Origin of the sequence: Halobacillus sp. Marseille-P3879 (assembly GCF_900240285.1) — a bacterium.
Taxonomy (GTDB): Bacteria; Bacillota; Bacilli; order Bacillales; family Halobacillaceae; genus Halobacillus_A.
In genome coordinates this window covers 340,591-360,470 of sequence record NZ_OESS01000002.1, presented here as the reverse complement: position 1 = coordinate 360,470, position 19,880 = coordinate 340,591, and the positions used below count along the sequence as shown (strand labels likewise).

Sequence of the window (19,880 nt, the reverse complement as noted above, 5' to 3'; positions counted from 1 at the left end):
TCTCGCAGTATTCGCCCACCCGTACCGAAAAAGACTCTCCTTCACCTAGCTAACCCTGTCTAGGCGAAGGGCAACCATTTTCATGTTTTCTAGAGTGTAGTCCCTCCAATTGACTGAAGTTCATGGATAATTGTCGATCTAACATCCAACCCCTCCCTTTTATGTATTCCTTTCATTGTATAAGAAAAAAGAGTGACTTTCTTTTCTCCATCAAAGAAAATCACTCTTTTTCGTTTTGCCACGATGAGCGTTCGGTGGTGACGCCTGGTCGATTAAAACCGGTCACGTCCGGTGCGTCGCGGGAACAGCGCGAGCCGAAGATCCACTTGGTCAAGTGATCTTCTTGACCAAGTTAGCCGAGGCTGTGCCCGCGACAAGCATCCACCGATAGGCGATTCGTGAGAAGCAACAACAAACTTTAAAAGCAGAAAGGACTTTTTCAGTGGCCTCTTAAAAAGCAAGCTGTTTTTATCCTCCGTTCTCTCACTTTGAGTTTTTAGATCGCCTGATAATTCATAGTGAAATCAACTTCTATTTTGTATCGTAAATTTAGGCAGTCCAAAGGTTATAGCACATATTCCTGATATAGCAATTAACATTGGGTAAAAACAATACGGCGTTATTTCAAGTGGTGAGATTTGTGCCACCCCCGCTACAGCCAGAAGTTGTGCCCCATAAGGGATGATACCCTGTACAGAGCTGGCAAAGATATCAAGCAGACTAGCTGAGCGACGTGGGTCAATATTAAATCGCTCCGCCATCTGTTTAGCTAGCGGCCCAGCTGTAATAATAGAAATCGTATTATTTGCTGTTGAGAAGTTAACCAAACTCACCAATCCTGCAATCCCTAATTCTCCTCCTTTATATGATGAAAGCCTTGTGCTTATTAACTGAAGCAAGAAAGCGATCCCGCCGTTTTGGCGTATCAGTTCTACTAATCCTCCTAACAGGATCGCAAGCATAGCCAGCTCCTGCATATTTGCAAACCCATCCCCTATTAAAGTGACGTACTTAGATATAGATAAGCCATCTATAATAAAACCTACGATCCCGGCGAAAATAATTCCGCCAATAAGCACAAATATTACGTTTACACCAGCCAACGCAAACACGAGAACCCCTAAGTAAGGCAGCACCTTCATCAAGTGAAAGTTCTGATCCTCTCCAACAGCAGTTGAAGCCTCCAGCGTCAATACACTAAAAAGAATAGCAGTGATGATAGCAGCAGGTAATACAATAAAAAAGTTCGCCTTAAATTTATCTTTCATCGCTGTCCCCTGAGTTCGAACTGCAGCAATGGTAGTATCTGAAATTATTGATAAGTTATCACCAAACATCGAACCACTTACGATAGCACCCATTGTTAAAGCAAGTCCTATATCTGTTTGCTCTGCTATACCCAGTCCAATAGGAGCTAAGGCTGCGATCGTTCCGGTAGAGGTTCCCATAGAAATTGATATAAAACAGCAGATCATAAACAAGCCTACGAGCAGCAAGTTTTCCGGAAGAATACTTAACCCTAAGTTAACAGTAGAATCGACTGCCCCTACTCCTTCAGCAACTGAAGCAAAAGCCCCTGCCAGAAGGAAGATGACCACCATTAAAATGATATTCGGATGGCCTCCCCCTTCTGTTAGCTGATGAACTTTCGTATTAAAATCGGTTTTTCTATTCATAAATAAGGCTGTTAAAATAGCTGAAAAAACGGCTACTAAGACCGGCATTTGATAAAAATCACCCGTAATTATTCCAGAACCGATAAATAATAAAATAAATACTCCGAACGGAATAAGTGCAAGCGGGTTTGATTTTATCCCTTGATTCATATAGCATCCTCCTATCATGGCCACACAAATGAAAAATCTTCTCACAGTTGAGAAGACTTTTTGTCACAAAAATTTATTTTTCACCCATAAAATCCACTTTCATAAAAATAAAAGCTATAGCTATTTGAAATACAGGATAACTGTACAGCAAAGCAAGGAGTGTGACAAGAGATAGATATCCCAAATACGATAATCATATAATTAACACTTTTCAGCCATTTCTAAAGTTGGGACCTCGATTGAAATTTAACATTAAATGATTGGAAAAAATTCGAATTACCTTTATGATAGAAGGAGTGTAAAGAAGTTCTTTAAGAGGGTGATATCATGACGTTACGTACGAAGAATCGGATTTTCTTTTATATAATCGGCATTATTATTATGACGTTCGGTATTGCACTTACCATTCATTCCCATCTCGGGACTTCTCCTTTTGACGCCCTCCTAGTTGGACTTTATCGAACATTCGGACTCACAATTGGAAGCTGGGAAGTTGTGGTCGCTTTTTCTCTAATTCTTTTTAATGCCCTGGCAGAAAGAAAGAAGCCTGAATTTTTCGCGATCATCACGGCACTTGTGACCGGTTTTTTTATTGATGTGTGGGTCTTCTCTACTGAAGCCTGGATTGAACCGGAAACCGCTGGTATGCAGCTGACGTGTCTTCTTTTCGGGCTCTTTTTTGCAGGCTTAGGCATTGCTGTGAATCTGCAGGCTGACTTTGCCCCTAATCCATTTGACCGGACGATGCTGGTCGTAAAGAAATTGACAGGATTAAATGTATCCATATCCCGGGCATTAGTAAGTCTGGTCCTTGCAGCCATAGCCTTTCTTTTTAATGGGCCGATTGGAGTGGGGACAGTGATCATCACTCTATTCAGCGGCATAGTTATTCACTTCTTTATGCCTTTCACTGCAAAAGCGGAAAGTCTCATAAACAGGAGTTCAGCAAACAAGCAAAAAGTCCATATTTCTTAACTGCGGACTTACTGTTCAAGTCCGCAGTTTATTTTGCAGTGTGAGAGCACCAGAAAACATGGACTATACTTGTTAACAAGGCGGAATCGATTTCTCTTAATTCCTCAATGGTATCGATTTTAATTTTATGCTGAAAAAGACCTTTGACAGCAGTGACCCCATTCTTATTAATTCTCCCGGTTCCCTTAAAGCCTGCTTCGACTTTTATTACTTCATTATTAATTATCGATGCTTCTAATTTAAATTTTTTAGTACGATTTGCTGCAATCTCGCCAATTTGTTTCCCCGCTTGAAAAATGGTCCATTTGTTTTTGGTTTCAATATCCTGCTGAATAATATAAGTGTTATTCGTTTCCTCACTTTGTACTTCTAAATTAACAGGGTACTCTTTTAAGGTCTGAACATCTTCATGAAAATAGTGAGCCATATAACCAACGATATATTTACCTTTCTGGATAGCAATCTCTCTTGTAGAGGCTTTAATTTTCGGGGGAATATATGTAATAACCAATTTACACTACCTCTCTTCATTTTCACCTCTTGAGCTTCCCTCCAGTTTTAATCGCTCTAGGAGGTCAGGAACTTCATCCAGCTCTAAAACCTCGTGTTCAGTATTTACATCACCCCAGTAATCATCCCTTTTTAAAACACCGTGCATCCCTACAGAAACAGCTGCCTGTACGTCTTTCTCAGGGTGATCACCAACGAATACACTTTCTTCTGCTGTTACGCGTAAGCGATTCAGCGCTCTTTGAAAGATCAGCGGGTCCGGTTTTTTTATTCCTTCATATTCAGAAGTTAAAATAACATTAAAAAAGTGATCAATATGAAGAGCTCTTATGTTGTCGTGTTGAAAAGGATATTTGCCATTCGTTATTATTCCGAGTTTATATCCTTGTTGTTTTAAATTCGTTAATGTCTCATTCAACTGAGGAAAAGGGGTACAAAATTGCTGAAAGCGAGTAAAATAATCTTCAACTAACATTCCTGCTGTCAGTTCCTTTAATTTAAGTTCCTCCATCAATGTGTCATAAACCACTTCCTTGGCCACGTACCCTCTGTCGTCCAATTCCATTAACCGGGCTATATACAAGGACTCTGTATGTATTTATAATATTGGCTTCGCGCAAACTTTTTCAAAGATTGCTCTCTGTTTAGCATTGTTCCATCTAAATCAAACAGTACAGCTCTAATCAATGTACCACCTGCTATTCCTAGTAGTTTATTTCTTTACAACGCCCCTTGTTTCCTGCTTTTTTCTATTTAAAAGGGCATAATTGTTCTGCTTTGTTCAAACAGTGTTGTTTCAAAAGCCCCCGGATTTCACTTAATCCACATAGTTACACTCTTTTTGTCGGAGAGCAGCCATTTAAAATGACTGCCCGTGAGTATTTAAATTTTAGGATCGAATGTTTTACAATCTGTTTCCTCTTTCTTTGAAGCTTGGTCTCCTGTATGACTGACCACATATATGGCATCGGCAGTACATTTATTGCCCTTATCCCAATATTTACAGTTGTTTACTTCACATAATACATCTTTGGCCACGACATTCACCTCCCTCTGTCTTATCTTTCACAGTTAAGAATAGTTGATACAGGTATGTATTTGGTAATTCTTTATTAACATTTCATGCTTTTTAACAGACAATTATTTTGGCTTAAAACATACAAAAGTACTTTCCTCTAATAATGTTGTTTTATACTTGGCATTCCCTGAAAGGGAGTAAAGGCAAATTATTGATGTTACCTTATTATACCATACGAATTTTTTCCCAAACTAATGCTTTATTGTCCTGTTATTCCCCTATATAATGGGAGAAGCGGAATTTTAAAAAGGAATAGGTGGATTAGATGAGTTTACTCACAGTTCAGCAGTTAAGTCATGGGTTCGGTGATCGCGCCATCTTTGACGATGTGTCCTTCCGATTGCTTCAAGGAGAACACATTGGTTTAATCGGAGCGAATGGAGAAGGTAAATCAACTTTTATGAATATTATAAACGGACAACTGGAACCTGATGCAGGAAGCGTAACGTGGGCAAAAAACGTTCGTGTTGGATATCTGGATCAGCATGCAGATTTGCAACAGGGCATGGATATACGTGATGTCCTGCGTACCGCCTTTCAATATTTGTTTGATATCGAGAAGGAAATGAACGAATTATTTGCGAAAATGGGCGAAGTAGAACCTGATAAGTTAGAGGAATTACTGGAAGAAACGGGACTGCTTCAGGACTCCCTTACCAACAACGACTTTTACACGATTGATGCTAAAGTCGAAGAAATCGCAAATGGACTGGGCCTGGACGAGATCGGTCTTAATCGCGATGTGCATGACCTTAGCGGGGGACAGCGGACAAAAGTATTATTAGCGAAATTGTTGTTAGAAAAGCCTGATATCCTCCTGCTTGATGAACCTACAAACTATTTAGATGTTGAACACATTGAATGGCTGAAAAATTATTTAATCGAATATGATCACGCATTTATTCTTGTCTCTCATGACATCCCATTTTTGAACAATGTTGCTAACTTGATCTATCATATGGAAAACCAGGAACTGACCCGCTATCCTGGTGACTATAACGAGTTTTTGCGTGTATATGAAATGAAGAAACAACAGAAAGAAGCTGCATTTAAAAAGCAGCAAAAGGAAATAGCCAGCCTGAAAGATTTCGTAGCACGTAATAAAGCCAATGCGGCTACAAGCAGAATGGCGATGTCCCGTCAGAAGAAGCTCGATAAGATGGATGTAATTGAACTTGATTCAGAAAAGCCAAAACCATCTTTTCAATTTAAGCAGGCAAGAACTCCTGGAAAATATTTGTTCGAAACCAATGATCTTGTCATCGGTTACGATGAACCATTATCCAGGCCGTTGAACTTATCTATGGAACGAGGACAGAAAATTGCCCTTTCCGGTGCTAACGGAATTGGTAAAACAACGCTGCTTAAAAGCATCCTCGGAGAAATCAGCCCTGTTGCTGGTACGGTGGAATTAGGAGAGCATTTGCATATTGGTTACTTTGAACAAGAGTTGAAAGAAGAATCACAGCAGACTTGTATTGAAGAAATATGGGAAGAATTCCGTCACTTTACCCAGCAGGAAGTCCGTGGTTCATTAGCGAAATGCGGTTTAACGAAAAAACATATCGAAAGCAAAGTCCAGGTATTAAGTGGTGGAGAGAAAGCTAAAGTCCGGCTTTGTAAGCTCATTAACAATGAAACAAACCTACTCGTCCTTGACGAGCCTACAAATCACTTAGATGGCGATGCCAAGGCAGAACTTAAGCGTGCCTTAAAGGAGTATAAGGGCAGTGTGTTACTCATTTCACACGAGCCAGATTTTTATCAGGATGTAGTCACAGATACATGGAATTGTGAAAGCTGGACAACTAAAGTATTTCAATAAATCAGACTGGGGGACTCTTAACTTTTTAAGAGTTTCCTTTTCTTTTTGTTGGGTTGTATAGCACTATAAATAAAGTAAAAACTAAATATTAGTTTATTTTTCCAACAACATCATCAGGTAATTTCATCCATATACATTAACAAGCAGCTTTGAAAGGAGGAGGACTGGACTTGTTTAAGCAGACTAAAGAGCATATCAATCAATTGAAGCGTAGTATAACCGCATCCTTGTTAAAGAGAAACCTACAAGACTTAACTCTTAAAGAAAAAGAAATCATTGAACATATTCAACATTTAACGACTTGTCGGAATAAGAATAACATTACACGCACTCAAGCTTATTTAGATTTTTATGTAGAACATCCCGAGATACACTGGGCGCTTCTGGCACATCTTGTATCAAGAAATGCCGGATGGAACATGACGGATTTAAAAGGGGAATATTTGCCGAAGCTGCTCACTCAACAAGAGCAAATCGACTTTTTTGCTTTTTTAGAGAGAGGAAACTGGCTGATTTTTCAGGATGCCTATCCACAGTTGCTATTATACGCTGAAAGCAAGAAGCAGTCTCGCCCTCTCTTTCATTTACTATCGCACCTTCACATTTCCAAGTTTATGAAACCCTTCTGGGAAAGTCTCTGGACAAACAAAAGAAATAATGAATTAACGGTAGCTTTAATCATTAATGAACAACAATATATTGAGAATCGCGTTATTCAGAATTCAGTTTATAAAGATACTGTACTTAACAAGACAATGTTTAAGCTCCAGGACATTTTAAACTTTAATCATATTTTATTTCCATACCAAACACCTCTGCAGAAGAAAATGAAACTTACCGGAGGGACTGTTCACCATTTTTCTTCAGTAGATGAACGTATACATTTCGGCAAAGGTCTGTATGCTTTGCTTTACTCTATACAAAGCCGGCTTGAACAGACAGTTGAATGGGCAAAAACACACCCCCATACAGGCTCAAGAAAAGACTATTGGCCAGACTTATTTAATGATATAAAAGAATCCCCGCCCCAGCAGGTCCATGAACTTCAAAGCAGTCCTTGCACTCTTCAGACTAATAAGCAAAGAATCTACAGTCCTTCATTAACCACTGTATGGAAAGATTGGGAACATGAACAAGCTGAGCCCGGGGACTGGTGTCACAATAAAAAAATGCTGCATTTTATTAAAAAAGGAGCTAAGCCGCTTGATGGTGAAATAGAAAAAACGTATTGTGCCACTATTGAAGAACTCGAAATGGCAGCTTTTGCAAAAAATAAATGGTTTCACAAAAAATAGTTCACTTAGGGAGGCTCCTCTAATTGGAAAAGGTTTTAATAGTTGCTGACCCTGGAGTTGATGATGCGTTTGCTATTATTTATGCACTTCTTCACCCTGATATTGAGGTGGCGGGCATTATAAATGAATATGGAAATGTCAGTCAGGAGGACGCGGTACGAAATACCTGGTACTTACTTAAAATCGCAGGTAAAGAGGAGATTCCCATTATCCTTGGAGCACATCAACCTTTAACAGGGAATTCTCCTGAGTATTTTTATAACATTCACGGGGTTGAAGGATTGGGATTTGTGCGTCCCCGGTTAAAGGATTCTATAACGGTGTTCCCATTCATGAAAGTTTACGATCTCATAAGAGAACATAATGGTAAACTCACCCTTGTTAACCTTTCAAGGCTTTCTACATTGGCACTTATGCATCTTCATCAAGAGAGCAACATTGAACTCGCAGAGAATATAATGATTATGGGCGGGGCATTTCATGTGCCGGGAAATGTTACCCATCTAGCTGAAGCCAATATTTACGGCGATCCCCATGCGGCAAAGGTTGTTGCCACTCATGGTAAAGATTTGACCTTTATCCCTCTAAACGTCACTAACCGTGCCATCATATCAAATGAAGCTATTACCTACCTCACTAAATACTCAAAATCACCTTTCGCAAAAATTTTTCACCCGATGATGTCATACTATAGTTCTCAATACGAAAATATAATTCCTAATATTAATGGGGCACCCCTTCATGATGTAACCCTATTCTGCTACCTGTTAAATAAAGAACGCTTCTACTCCGTGAATCGCCAGATATTTGTAGTAGAATCTGATGCCTCCAAAGGATTGACCTACGCAGATTTTCGTCACGTCCCTGATATGAAAGCTAATCATCCCATTCATACTATTGTTCTTGATTTTGACTATAACTTTTTCTTACAGGATTTCATACAAGTTATGATGTGATTAAATAAAAAACGTCCTTACACACAAAAAAATTGTGTAAGGACGGAGAGATTAACTGAAAATATTAGGATCATAGCGAACAGAAGACTGACTCTTTGATTCATTACAGTCGTCGCAAATCGTACGAATGGCGAGCCCGTGCTCCCCTTCCATTTGAACGGTTTGCTGCTGATCCGCATCATTTAATACATCTGATCCTAATTGTGACACATCGGTCTGTGCGGCATCCAACTGACCTACCTGACGGTTACATTGACGGCAGTAATATTTAATTTTCATAACGTTCCTCCTCGTACGGTTTTGCTGCTAGTTTGTTCGATCTCAAATGCTGTTATACACAAAGGTAAAAGAACACCGTGTTTTGGAGTTGATCAGGTCATGAGTGTTTACGCAGTGATCCAGGTTAATAACGTCATGAATAATTTAGGAGGTGAATTATCATGATTCATACGGTTAAACCCGGCGAAACTTTATTTCAAATCTCACTCGATTACCGTACTCCCCTCCCTGCGCTTATCGGGGCTAATCCTTCACTAAATCCTGATTTAATTTATTCCGGACAAACAATTACCATTCCCGGTCTCCCCGATCCAGATACTATCCCTTATCAAATCGACGTTTCGATTAACAACCGCCAGTTGACACTGTTTAAAAACAGCGTAATGGAAAAACAATACCCTATCGCGGTCGGCAGGATGCTTCACGGAACGCCAGTCGGAGATTTCGTCATTATTAATAAAGCGCCAAACCCAGGTGGCCCGTATGGAACGATGTGGATGAGTTTATCCAAACAACATTATGGAATTCATGGCACAAATGATCCATCCTCCATCGGGCAAGCCGTTTCACTAGGATGTATCCGCATGTATAACCATGATGTTGAAGAGCTTGCAAGCATCATTCCTATCGGTACTCCTGTTTTAATCCATCCTTGAAGATCGTACTCTTATTTACGAAGGAAAAGTGTGTTGATTTTTTCAGCTCCTAGAAGGCCTTGTATAATAAAAACAGTGCCTCTAACAAGTTAGAAGCACTGTCGGACGCTGCGTATTCGGAAAGAGGAAATATAGCTTATACCGCCGAAAACGGTTCTTTCTCCATAACCTCGACTAGACGTTTGGAGTAGGGCAACCAAGGTTATTCTCCATCGGCTTCTCTGGGAACTTCTCTTTCATGCTTTCATCTACTGTGTCAATCGTCTTGCATACGGATTTTGATCGATTGCGCAACACTTCTTCTGGAGACAGCTGTTTATATCGTGATCGGGTATGCGTGGCATCTAAGATGACAGACTTGGATTCAATGACTTCCTTTTCTATTGTTTTACCTCTGTTAAGACCACGATGAGCGTTCGGTGGTGACGCCTGGTCGATTAAAACCGTCCACGTCCTGTGGCCAACATCAACACTAGCACGTCCGGTGCGTCGCGGGAACAGCACGAGCAGAAGATCTACTTGGTCAAGTGACCTTCTTGACCAAGTTAGCTGAGGCCGTGCCCCTGGCAAGCATCCACCGATAAGCGATTCGTGAGAAGCAACAACAAACTTTATAAGCTCTTCTAGATCAGAAAGGACTTTTTCAGTGGCCTCGTTTTTCCGCAAGCTTTTTTCTTGCCGCAAGGAACGAAGGCCTCTTCCCCTTTTTAGCGGACGACCACCCGTGCTTCTTCACGATAAACTACTTTCAGTAATCTCGGCTATCTCGTTCTCCATGTTTAAAACTTATTCATTCTCTGCTAATTGTTCCTCAATCTCTCCCATGATTGCTCCCGCTTCTTCCCAGTCTCCACTGGATAGGGCATTTTGGTATTCATCAAATAGTGAAGAAATTTCCTGTAGGATTTCTTCAGATTCAATTAATGCTTCTTCTCCTTCAGCTTGCGGGTCCTCTTCAATTTCATCTTCTTCCATTTCTACATCCGGATCAATCAGACTAAGCATTCGTTCAACTGCCTGATCAAACGTCGGCTCCATTACGATTTCATCACCATAAGCTAAGATAACTTGTTTGACTTCTGGCAATGAAGTTTCGTTAGAAGATTCAATGTAAATAGGTTCAGCATACATCACAGTATCTTCAATAGGAATGGCCAGCAGATTGCCTCTAATAACTTCTGATCCTCCCTGAGACCATAAATTAAGCTGCTGGGAAATCGTGCTGTCCTGGTTAATGCGATTCTCAATTTGCTGGGGACCATAAACATTACGCTGTTTCGGGAATTGGTAAACGAACGTTTCTCCGTAGTTTTCCCCATCGTTACGCACGCCCATCCATGCCACCATATTTTGACGATTTCTTGGGGTATACGGCATCATAAGTACAAATTCCTCTTCCTCGTATTCAGGGAGCTGCATTGTTACATAATAAGGTTCCATTTCAATGTCTTCATTAAAATATTTTTCTGTGGGGAATTGCCAATAATCTTCCCGATTATAAAAAACTTCAAGGTTAGTCATATGATAGGTTCCATACATCTCAGCCTGGATTTTAAATAAATCGATTGGATAGCGGAAGTGAGCTTGAACATCCTCTGGAATTTCTTTAGTAAACAACTCAGGGAACATTGCGTCATACGTTTGCAGCAGTGGTTCATCAGGTTCTACTGCGTAAAACTCTACTTCTCCAGTATAAGCATCTACTTCAACCTTAACAGAATTGCGAATATAATTTTCATTTTCCCTATGGGCCTCTGAGTAAGGATAATCCTCTGCTGTGACATATGCATCTATTAACCACGCTAAACTGCCATCATCCCGAATAAAAATGTACGGGTCATCATCGTATTCAAAAAACGGTGCGATACGCTCTACACGGTCCATAATGTTGCGTGTGTCAAGCAGCTGACTATCACTTGTAATCTGGTCTGAAACGAACATGCGGAAGGACCCTTCGTTTATTGAAAACAATAAACGATTCAGACCACTTAACGGAATACCAGCATCTGCTTCATATCTGGATGACATGTTTTCATCTCCAGCCGGATAATCAAATTCATCAACTTCACTGTTTACCATCACATTCCTGGAATTTTCTTCTCCAAAGTAAATTTGTGGTCTTTCAACCTCGATCTCCCCTTCTGGCGGAATGTTTTGAAGCATATACTCAGGCTGTCCCTGTGATGTTATTTCATTTACATCACTCATCGCCACGCCATATCCGTGGGTGTATCGTAAGTTCTGATTCTCCCAATTTTTTGATTGCGAAGGAAGATCTGAGGTATTAAGTTCTCTTGCTCCAAGAAAGACTTGTTGATATTCTCCATCCACTTCGTATCGATCGATGTCAATATCATTAAACTCATAGTACGTCCGAAACGTTTGAAGCTGGTTATAAACATCAAGGATGGGACGCGCATCATTGATTCTTACATTATTTATCGTTAATTCATTCCGCTCAACCATAGCCTCATCAAGAGATTGGTTCCCTGGATGTTCCCTTTCATCAATACTATTTAATTCATACGCAGCCCGGGTAAAATCCAGATTGTGTTCCAGATAAGGACTCTCTTTGGAAAATTCATTTGGAGATACCACGTAATTCTGGACAATAAATGATGCTCCCTGTGCTAATAAGGCCAGACTGCCGTAAACAATTACCGGCACCATCATAGTTCTTAAATTTCCTTTAGTTAAAGCAATAATCATCCAGAGCGCACCAAGGACAGCAGTACCAGCCATCACGTAAGAAGCTGGAATATTCACAACGCTGTCTGTGTAGCTTAACCCGTGAACGACACTTTCCTGGAATATATTCACTTGATTCGTTAACAACGTTTCGTATGGCTCAAGCAGATGGGAAGCTGCCAGAAGCAGTCCGATTATTCCTAATGTAATCCCCATATGGATTTGAGCAGCACGGCTCCTGCGGTACATACGAAACGAAGAGTAAAAGCCTATTTCGATAAGCAATAGAAAAATTGATAACCCGAGCAAAGTCCCTATCGCAAACTCCAGGAAAGGCAATTCAAACATATAAAATGAAAGATCCATGGAGAAATGAGGGTCATTCTCCCCAAAGGAAGCATGATGCAGAAACTTCAACCATAATTCCCACCCTATTCCCTGGACAATAATGCTGCCTACTCCCCCGACAAAAAGAGCAATACCTCCGGCTGTGATCCGGCTCCACTTCTTTTCACGGATAAAGGCAGGAAGCTGCGATGGATCAAAATGTCCTAAATACGACTTTCTAATCCATGACAAGGTAAAATAACTCGTAATAAAAAATAAAGCGAATCCTATAATGGTTAATAAGACCTTGCTTCCTAAAATCGTTGTATATACGTTACGAAATCCGAGAGTATCCATCCATATGTAATCAGTAATCCAGTAAACGGATAACCAGCCGATAAAAGCCAGGATGAACAGCACCCCAAGGATCCTGCCAATAAATGAACCCAGCTTTTTCACCTTTCCAGCGGTTTCCGGGCTAATGCTTCTTGTTTGTTTTGTCACGATTCTCCCCCTAAAAATCAATATCTATACCTATTACGAAACTAAACAAAAAATGTTTCGTTTTTTTCTACATTTATTTCAAGTTACAGCCCTCTCTCCTTCTACCATTGAATGCTTTCTCTTTTCTTCTAAAGCTTTACAGCTTTAGTTGCAATAAAGGTATGTATATAAGGATCCAGCGGACGGCTGCCTCCAAAATTGTCTTCATAGAAACCATCAATAACAAAACCCGCTTCGATTTGCCCTTGAATCTGTTCCTCCAATGTATGTGCGTATTGTATAGTTTCATTTGTCTTTAAATATACTTTCACTTCTTCAGCGGATAGTTTTGTTAAAGTTATTCATTCAATAATGAAAAACAACCTTCTCCACGGCTTTAACCACCTCGTATGCTCCTACATTTTTATTGCACGCAGCAGCAAGGGTCAGGTCTAATTGAGGATAAAAGGCTGAATGAAAGCTGACCCCGGGATCATACCCCATCACATGGTACTTGTACACTTCATCATGAGCAATATTCATCCATACTCCATAGCCATAATACAATTCGTTATCTGCTTGAGCATGAGGGGAAAGTAAAACAATGGTGTTTTCTTCACTAATTAACTCACAATTCAAGAGGGAATCCCAGAATCTAACCATGTCAGGAGTTGTTACAAATGCTCCTCCATCCGCTCCACCTTTAATGGGAATAGAAAAAATATTAGTTTTCCAGCTTCCATCCTCCAAGTCAATATATCCATTTGCAGTATTACGAGGCAGCTTGTTTATTGAAAAGTAACCGGATTGATCCATCCCTGCCTTCTTCAAAACATGCTCTTCGACATAATCGGTAAACTTCATCCGTGTCTGTTGTTCAATAATCAGTCCTAATATGATATATCCCGCGTTGTTATAGTGGAATTTTTCTCCCGGTAAAAACTTCATTCTTTCATGTTGAAACATAGGCAGGAAATTTTTTAATTCCTTCAGTTCGTATGTGGGTTGTTCTTTCCATAACTCTTCAAAGTTTACATTTCCCTCTTCATCAAAATAATCAGGTATACCGGAGGAGTGAGTAAGCAATTGATGAATAGTAATCGATGGATCAAAGTGAGTAAAATTAAGATTTAAACATTCATCTAACCTTGTGTGGAAATTTAATAAACCCTGATCAACAAGCTGAGCAATAGCGACAGCAGTAAAAAGCTTACAACCCGACGCAATACCAAACCGTGTAGTCGGGTTATTAGGCAGGTTCTCTTCACGGTTTCTAAAGCCATAAGCACCTTGATAAGTCATTCCCTTCCCCTTGACATACACTGCCCCTGAAAACCCTTTAACCTGTTCAATTTCCTCAGCCAGATCTTCTTTTACTTGATTTATTTTAATCATCCAACCACTCCTTTTAGAAACTAATTCTATGATTGTGCTGAAAATCCTTTTTATAGTTTATAATGGTGAACGGCATAATATAAGGCTGGCCGGCGGTGAATCACCCCAAAAAAGGATATGAGTAGATTAAGAAGAAATTCACAGGTACTAAAAACTTAAAATTAAGGTGGGCCTATTTAAAGTGTAAGATGCATTCTCACAGGGTATGAATAATACAGATTTGCTTAATGGACAAGTACGAGAGAGCTAAAAAAGGAGGAGAGACTCTTGTCTAATCAGCACACTACTACCTACTCAGACACAGAAACAAATGAACAGACGTACACAGATGAGAGTTCACCTGCAGAATTCAAGACGATTACATTAGGGTTAGTGCCCGCACCGGAGCTCGCAGAAAAATTCGCTTACAAGCTTGTAGAAGATCTCCCTCAACTTCTTAATGACCAAATTGACGATCAAATCAATTGGGAGATTAAAGTATTAACTGACCCTTTAACAGGTGGTACAGAAGACGCCATTGAAATTATGGAGAAAACAGAAGCATTTAAAAATGACCACGATTGGAATTATGCAATTTGCATTACAGACTTACCTATCCTTTCATCTAATCGTTTAGTTGTTGCTGAAGCCAGTAAAGATAGAAAAGCAGGTTTCATTTCTTTTCCGTCGTTAGGGGCCTTTCCATTGCAGCGCCGGCTGCGGGAATCGATTTTTCAATTGACTCGGGAAATCCATCAGCAGGAAGCCATACAAGAGGAACCACTAGCTGACAAACAGAAAACCAGGAGTCAAATGAGGAAGAAGCGGGCTGCTGAACGGTTAATTGGTCATAGCTTAACAGAGCGGATGTCACCTATCGAAAAAACACATTTTAACCAAAATGAAAATGATGATGGGGTGAGGTTTTACAATAAGCATAAAACCACCGGCCGTATCAGACTTTTATCAGGAATGGTTCTTGCAAACAGCCCATGGACGATTTTTTCTTCCTTTAAAAGTGTAATTGCGGTAGCTTTTGCAACCGGATCCTACGGGCTCATCTTCCCGACTTTATGGCAGCTTAGCGACGGATACAGCCTCCTTCGTTTTATAGCTTTAATGTTCACTGCTATGATTGCTATGGTTGTTTGGATAGTGGTAGCTCATAATTTATGGGAGAGCCATACCAGCAGAAGCTCTAAGTTTTTAGTAAGGCTGTACAACTCGGCTACCCTGCTGACCTTATCGGTGGCTGTGCTATTTTATTATTTTGTTATTTTCGTCCTCTTTCTCTTAGCAGTTGCTCTCTTTGTGCCGGGAAATATACTGGAACAAAGCTTAGGGCATTCTCCAAGTGTGACTACTTATGTTTTATTAGCATGGCTTGCAAGTTCAGTTGCTACGCTGGCAGGTTCTCTCGGTGCCGGACTTGAAAGTGAAGAAACGATCCTAAACGCAACCTATGGTTATCGTCAGCGACGCCGCAGACAGGAGAAGAATGAAGACTCCGAAAAGTAACGCCTTGGGTGCGCTGGATAAAACCAGGTTTCCTGTATATGCTAAGAAAAAGGAGGTCTATAATGTGAACACACAGCGCGCACAAGAAATTGCAGCTTCTCCAGTAATGGCGAATGTTACCTACAATAATGCTTCAATTTATATCCAGCATGTTAATGAAGAAACAGAAACAGCGAGGATTTATTCTCTTGAACATCCTGAGAATGAACTCGAGGTCTCCTTATCCGAATTACGGGAAGAATTGCATTAAGAGAAGCCATCACTCCATATTTGGGTGATGGTTTTCTGCTTGTGGGGCACTTTCTCGTTTTTATCTTGACTCTGAAAGCTAATGTCCTTCCCTTCTAAAGTACGAGCGAGCGCCCGGCCTCCTTCTAATTTCTTAAGACAGAGACCTTGTCTGCCGAATAGAGTAAAAACTTTATGGATAAAAGAGATTCTCTCTATTTATTGATAAATCTACCAGCTGTTAATAATGGTTTAATTTATGACATAGGCTGCCTTTAGTTATTAATATGAGGTTTAACAATATATTCATATAATACAAATTATACTGAGTGGTTGTTTCCTTTAAAAAAATCATTTATCATAGAAATAGTGACTTTTTTACGGAGGAGCGTATTTATGAAACGATCCATTTACGGATTGACCTTTGACCAGCTGACAGAATGGATTACGTACCATGGCGAGAAGAAGTTCCGCTCTAAACAAGTGTGGGACTGGCTTTACCAAAAACGTATTACCGATTTTTCTCAAATGAAGAATGTAAATCAATCATGTATCGACCTTTTAACAGAACATTTTACAATAGAAACTCTTAATGAAGAAATTAAACAGGAATCAAAGGACGGAACCGTTAAATTTTTATTTAAATTACACGATGGTAATGTAATTGAGACTGTGTTAATGCGCTTCAACTACGGGCTTTCCGTATGTGTTACAACGCAGGTCGGCTGTAATATCGGATGCTCGTTCTGTGCCAGCGGCGTTCTGCGTAAAAACCGTGACTTATCAAGTGGCGAAATTGTCGAGCAGATTATGCAGGTACAGCAGCACCTTGACAAGCAGGGAAATGACGAACGGGTCAGCCATATTGTCGTTATGGGGATTGGCGAACCATTTGATAATTACGATAATCTCATTGATTTTCTAAAAGTGGTAAATGACCAAAAGGGATTATCCATCGGGGCCCGCCATATTACTGTGTCTACAAGCGGAATCGCTCCTAAGATGTATGAATTTGCGGATGAAGGCATCCAGATTAACCTGGCTTTGTCTATCCACGCGCCAAATAACAAGCTCCGCACGCAAATCATGAAAATTAACCGGGCCTACCCATTAGAGAAACTTATGCCTGCGATTGATTACTATTTAGAAAAAACAAACCGGCGCATTACCTTTGAATATATTTTATTAAAAGATGTGAATGACCATAAGAAAGAAGCAGAAGAACTCGCAGACTTACTGAAAGACAAACGCCATTTATCGTACGTTAATTTAATTCCCTACAATCCGGTAGCCGATAACCCGTATGAACGAAGTGAAAAGGAATCCATCCTGACGTTCTATCAGACACTTATGGATCGAGGAATCAAGTGTGGAGTTCGTACAGAACATGGGACAGATATTGATGCAGCCTGCGGACAGCTTCGTAGTAAGCAAATTGAAAAAGAAAAGGCCCGTAAAAAGAAGAAACTGCAAGTAAACTAGCATGAGGCTTAAAGCCTTGTGCTTTTTTATTTTTTCTCGATGACCCCGAATCCCAGGCCGGTGGGGTCCACCAGATAGGCTAGATAGAAATCATCAAATTCCATTCTCTCTCTAACCACTTTTGCACCAAACTTCTTCGCCTTGCCAACTGCTTCATCGATAGAATCTACTTCAATTTGGATTCGAACACCATGCGGGTGATCGTAGGAACCCTCAGCAATACCTCCGTTTATCCCTTCAGTTTGCACGGATCGATAGCCGAAAAGGGCTTCATCAATCTTCCAATCAAAAACATTGGAATAGAATTCTGCTGCCTTCTCAGGCTCCTGACTATTTAATTCAAATCCCACTACTCTGCCCATAAGATCTCCTCTTTCTAATAATAATTTTACGCCTTCATATTTATCTTCTATCCGGAGAAGGGATATCCTCTTTTTGTCAAAGAAAAAACCTGCAGCTTGCTGTCAGCAAGTTTGCAGGTCTTTAATTGATTAATTGCAGTAAAGAGGTGGACCTATATGAAATCCCATCTTTACCTTTAATAGTGAAAAGATCCGTTTCAGAGGACCGCTCTGTAGAGTGGTACGTTTTAAAAGTATAGTCTAACAGTTCACGTGTTTCTCTATAGGCAATATCCTGTGATTCACTTTTTAAGGTTATCACAATTACTTCTAGGCCGTCTTTCTCTGCGGAAGTAGCTAACGTATTACCAGACTTGTCCACATAGCCTGTTTTCCCGCCTGTAACCGACGTTTCATTCTGATCGATTAATAATTTGTGATGAGAGCGGAGGGTGGTTTCCCATGCATCGCCCTTCCAGTCAAGTTCCTCTGTTCCAAAATATTCATCAAATACAGGATCCTTCAGCGCATACCTCGTCAATTTGGCTAAGTCTTTCGCGGTAGTGACATGATCTTCATCAAACAACCCGTGTGGATTGGTAAAATGAGTGTCCTCTATACCTACTTCCTCTTCTAAAAAACTATTTAAATCTTCAGCGAATTCCTTTTCCGACCCGCTAATATGTTCAGCTATTGCTACCCCGGCATCATTACCTGAATTAATCAATAAGCCTTGGACAAGCTTCTCGAGAGACACTTCTTCCCCTTCCTCTAAATACACACGGGTCCCTTCAACGGATCTTGCATTCTCACTGACGGTAACTTTATCATCTAAATTCTCATTTTCTATTACATATATAGCTGTGGCTATTTTAGTTAAGCTGGCTGGATACATTTCTTTATCAGCGTTTTTCTCATAAAGTGTCAATCCCGACTGCTCCTCAATTACAACCGCTGACTCACTCAATAAGTCAGGTGATTTTTCTTTAGTTTCTCCAAGAGAAAGCGTGGGGATGGTAAAAGTAAATAATATTGTGAAAATCAAAATGAGGATGGTATTTCTGTGTTGAATCTCCCTTCACTCCCTTAATTAAGTTATTACGTCGTCTAAGCGTCTCTTTTTTTGTCTCTTACAAGAAGCGATTCTACTCCTGCTCACTTAAAGAAAATTGTTATTGCAGTGTATAAACCAACAATAAGTCTAGTATCTCTTATCCATAGAAGGTTTGTCGAGATTTTTAGAATTTTGTCACATACTTTTCATGTTTGTCTCTGCTCTTCAATGATTGTTATTTTGTTGAAATAAACTCACCTTCTAATACTTCGGCCCGGATCATCATGAAAACCTCGTATCATGGCGAAAAAGTTTAGATTTCCTCCTTATTAAAGTTAACAAATTCGTCACCTCTGTATCAGCTGTGGTGATGAATTCGACAGTTTTTTTAGATATACTACTAAATATGGAACATCTTTTAGAAAAGAAGGAGAATAATAGTGCAAATTAATAAAGAATACAATTATGTCCCCTGGGTTGTCGGACTATCCATTGCTATCAACGCTATTGTCGTAGCTCTGCTTTTTATACCTGAAATTGAAAGCGGAGCAAGCTTTGATATTAAACTGCTTCCTCTGCTAAATGCGATACTAAATTCATTTACGTTTGTATTTCTGCTCGCTGCTTTATTTATGATTCTAAGAAAAAACGTTAAGTGGCATAAAAGGTTTATTTTCGCAGCTTTTACGACTACGGCTTTTTTCCTGATTTCTTATTTAACTTATCACTCGATGGCTAGTTCCACTTCTTATGGAGGCGAAGGCATTATAGCAGCGGTTTACTATTTCATTCTTATTACCCATATTGTCCTGGCAGCTGCGATTGTACCATTAGCATTATTAACGCTTTTTCGCGGGCTGGCGATGAAAGTGGATAAACATCGAAGGATTGCGCGCTGGACAATGCCCATTTGGCTTTATGTAAGTATCACCGGAGTCATTGTATATTTAATGATTTCTCCCTATTATTAAACGAGTATTGAAAA

General features: G+C 40.0%; 18 protein-coding genes and 2 pseudogenes. 9 read left to right on the top strand and 11 right to left on the bottom strand.

All coding sequences use genetic code 11. The annotated features are described in order from the left end of the window. Positions 1-524: 524 nt before the first annotated feature. Entirely contained in the window at positions 525-1,826 is a 1,302-nt protein-coding gene (locus tag C1A12_RS09585) for a Na+/H+ antiporter NhaC family protein (protein WP_101843655.1), read from the bottom strand. Positions 1,827-2,153: 327 nt separating this feature from the next. Between C1A12_RS09585 and C1A12_RS09580 the strand changes: the two genes are divergently transcribed. Further along, positions 2,154-2,801 carry a YitT family protein gene (locus C1A12_RS09580; RefSeq protein WP_101843654.1) on the top strand — a complete coding sequence of 216 codons (648 nt, stop codon included), beginning with the start codon at positions 2,154-2,156 and terminating at the stop codon, positions 2,799-2,801. A gap of 28 nt (positions 2,802-2,829) precedes the next feature. Here C1A12_RS09580 and C1A12_RS09575 read toward each other — a convergent pair whose 3' ends face one another. The 3 genes and pseudogenes from C1A12_RS09575 to C1A12_RS09565 form a co-directional block, all read right to left on the bottom strand. Continuing rightward, positions 2,830-3,312, bottom strand: a complete 483-nt coding sequence (locus C1A12_RS09575) for a hypothetical protein (protein ID WP_101843653.1) — start codon at positions 3,310-3,312, stop codon at positions 2,830-2,832. 6 nt (positions 3,313-3,318) lie between these two features. After that, positions 3,319-3,998, bottom strand: a pseudogene (locus C1A12_RS09570) (HAD family hydrolase). Between the two features lie 195 nt (positions 3,999-4,193). After that, positions 4,194-4,349 (bottom strand): DUF1540 domain-containing protein, encoded by a 156-nt coding sequence (locus C1A12_RS09565; RefSeq protein WP_101843652.1) that lies wholly within the window; start codon positions 4,347-4,349, stop codon positions 4,194-4,196. A gap of 305 nt (positions 4,350-4,654) precedes the next feature. Here C1A12_RS09565 and C1A12_RS09560 point away from each other — a divergent pair, with 305 nt between their 5' ends. The 3 genes from C1A12_RS09560 (at position 4,655) to C1A12_RS09550 (ending at position 8,465) form a co-directional block, all read left to right on the top strand. Then, complete coding sequence (locus C1A12_RS09560) at positions 4,655-6,214, top strand: ABC-F family ATP-binding cassette domain-containing protein (RefSeq protein WP_101843651.1); 1,560 nt, start codon at positions 4,655-4,657, stop codon at positions 6,212-6,214. A 170-nt stretch (positions 6,215-6,384) separates the two neighbouring features. Next, positions 6,385-7,509 carry a DUF2515 family protein gene (locus C1A12_RS09555; protein ID WP_235001580.1) on the top strand — a complete coding sequence of 375 codons (1,125 nt, stop codon included), beginning with the start codon at positions 6,385-6,387 and terminating at the stop codon, positions 7,507-7,509. 23 nt (positions 7,510-7,532) lie between these two features. Next, positions 7,533-8,465 (top strand): nucleoside hydrolase, encoded by a 933-nt coding sequence (locus C1A12_RS09550; protein WP_101843650.1) that lies wholly within the window; start codon positions 7,533-7,535, stop codon positions 8,463-8,465. Positions 8,466-8,516: 51 nt separating this feature from the next. Here C1A12_RS09550 and C1A12_RS09545 read toward each other — a convergent pair whose 3' ends face one another. Continuing rightward, positions 8,517-8,744: an anti-sigma-F factor Fin gene (locus C1A12_RS09545; RefSeq protein WP_101843649.1), complete on the bottom strand. Its 228-nt coding sequence runs from the start codon at positions 8,742-8,744 to the stop codon at positions 8,517-8,519. Between the two features lie 161 nt (positions 8,745-8,905). Between C1A12_RS09545 and C1A12_RS09540 the strand changes: the two genes are divergently transcribed. Then, on the top strand, positions 8,906-9,400 hold the full coding sequence (locus tag C1A12_RS09540) for a L,D-transpeptidase family protein (protein WP_101843648.1): 495 nt from the start codon (positions 8,906-8,908) through the stop codon (positions 9,398-9,400). A 174-nt stretch (positions 9,401-9,574) separates the two neighbouring features. Here the strand turns inward: C1A12_RS09540 and C1A12_RS09535 are convergent, their stop codons facing one another. The 4 genes and pseudogenes from C1A12_RS09535 to C1A12_RS09520 form a co-directional block, all read right to left on the bottom strand. Then, positions 9,575-10,066, bottom strand: a complete 492-nt coding sequence (locus tag C1A12_RS09535) for a hypothetical protein (protein WP_145997043.1) — start codon at positions 10,064-10,066, stop codon at positions 9,575-9,577. A 120-nt stretch (positions 10,067-10,186) separates the two neighbouring features. After that, a complete protein-coding gene (locus C1A12_RS09530) occupies positions 10,187-12,919 on the bottom strand; it encodes a UPF0182 family protein (RefSeq protein WP_101843646.1) in 2,733 nt (910 codons plus the stop codon). Positions 12,920-13,047: 128 nt separating this feature from the next. Next, a pseudogene (locus tag C1A12_RS09525) lies at positions 13,048-13,212 on the bottom strand (methyltransferase); the annotation flags it as partial. Between the two features lie 52 nt (positions 13,213-13,264). Beyond that, complete coding sequence (locus C1A12_RS09520; RefSeq protein ID WP_101843645.1) at positions 13,265-14,293, bottom strand: serine hydrolase; 1,029 nt, start codon at positions 14,291-14,293, stop codon at positions 13,265-13,267. Between the two features lie 267 nt (positions 14,294-14,560). On the opposite strand from C1A12_RS09520, the gene C1A12_RS09515 reads away from it, so the two are divergent. The 3 genes from C1A12_RS09515 to rlmN all read left to right on the top strand — a co-directional run bounded on the left by C1A12_RS09515 (position 14,561) and on the right by rlmN (position 17,500). Continuing rightward, on the top strand, positions 14,561-15,790 hold the full coding sequence (locus tag C1A12_RS09515) for a hypothetical protein (RefSeq protein WP_101843644.1): 1,230 nt from the start codon (positions 14,561-14,563) through the stop codon (positions 15,788-15,790). 64 nt (positions 15,791-15,854) lie between these two features. Further along, positions 15,855-16,040, top strand: coding sequence for a small acid-soluble spore protein H (locus tag C1A12_RS09510; protein ID WP_101844846.1), 186 nt, complete (start codon positions 15,855-15,857; stop codon positions 16,038-16,040). Positions 16,041-16,414: 374 nt separating this feature from the next. Beyond that, on the top strand, positions 16,415-17,500 hold the full coding sequence (rlmN, locus tag C1A12_RS09505; protein ID WP_101843643.1) for a 23S rRNA (adenine(2503)-C(2))-methyltransferase RlmN: 1,086 nt from the start codon (positions 16,415-16,417) through the stop codon (positions 17,498-17,500). Positions 17,501-17,526: 26 nt separating this feature from the next. On the opposite strand, the gene C1A12_RS09500 is transcribed toward rlmN, so the two are convergent. Both C1A12_RS09500 and C1A12_RS09495 read right to left on the bottom strand, forming a co-directional pair. Next, entirely contained in the window at positions 17,527-17,862 is a 336-nt protein-coding gene (locus tag C1A12_RS09500; protein WP_101843642.1) for a VOC family protein, read from the bottom strand. A 121-nt stretch (positions 17,863-17,983) separates the two neighbouring features. After that, the gene (locus C1A12_RS09495; protein WP_255408406.1) at positions 17,984-18,886 is read right to left on the bottom strand and encodes a D-alanyl-D-alanine carboxypeptidase family protein; all 903 of its coding nucleotides are present in this window, start codon (positions 18,884-18,886) and stop codon (positions 17,984-17,986) included. Between the two features lie 446 nt (positions 18,887-19,332). Here C1A12_RS09495 and C1A12_RS09490 point away from each other — a divergent pair, with 446 nt between their 5' ends. Further along, positions 19,333-19,866, top strand: a complete 534-nt coding sequence (locus C1A12_RS09490) for a DUF420 domain-containing protein (protein WP_373420465.1) — start codon at positions 19,333-19,335, stop codon at positions 19,864-19,866. The last annotated feature ends 14 nt before the right edge of the window (positions 19,867-19,880 follow it).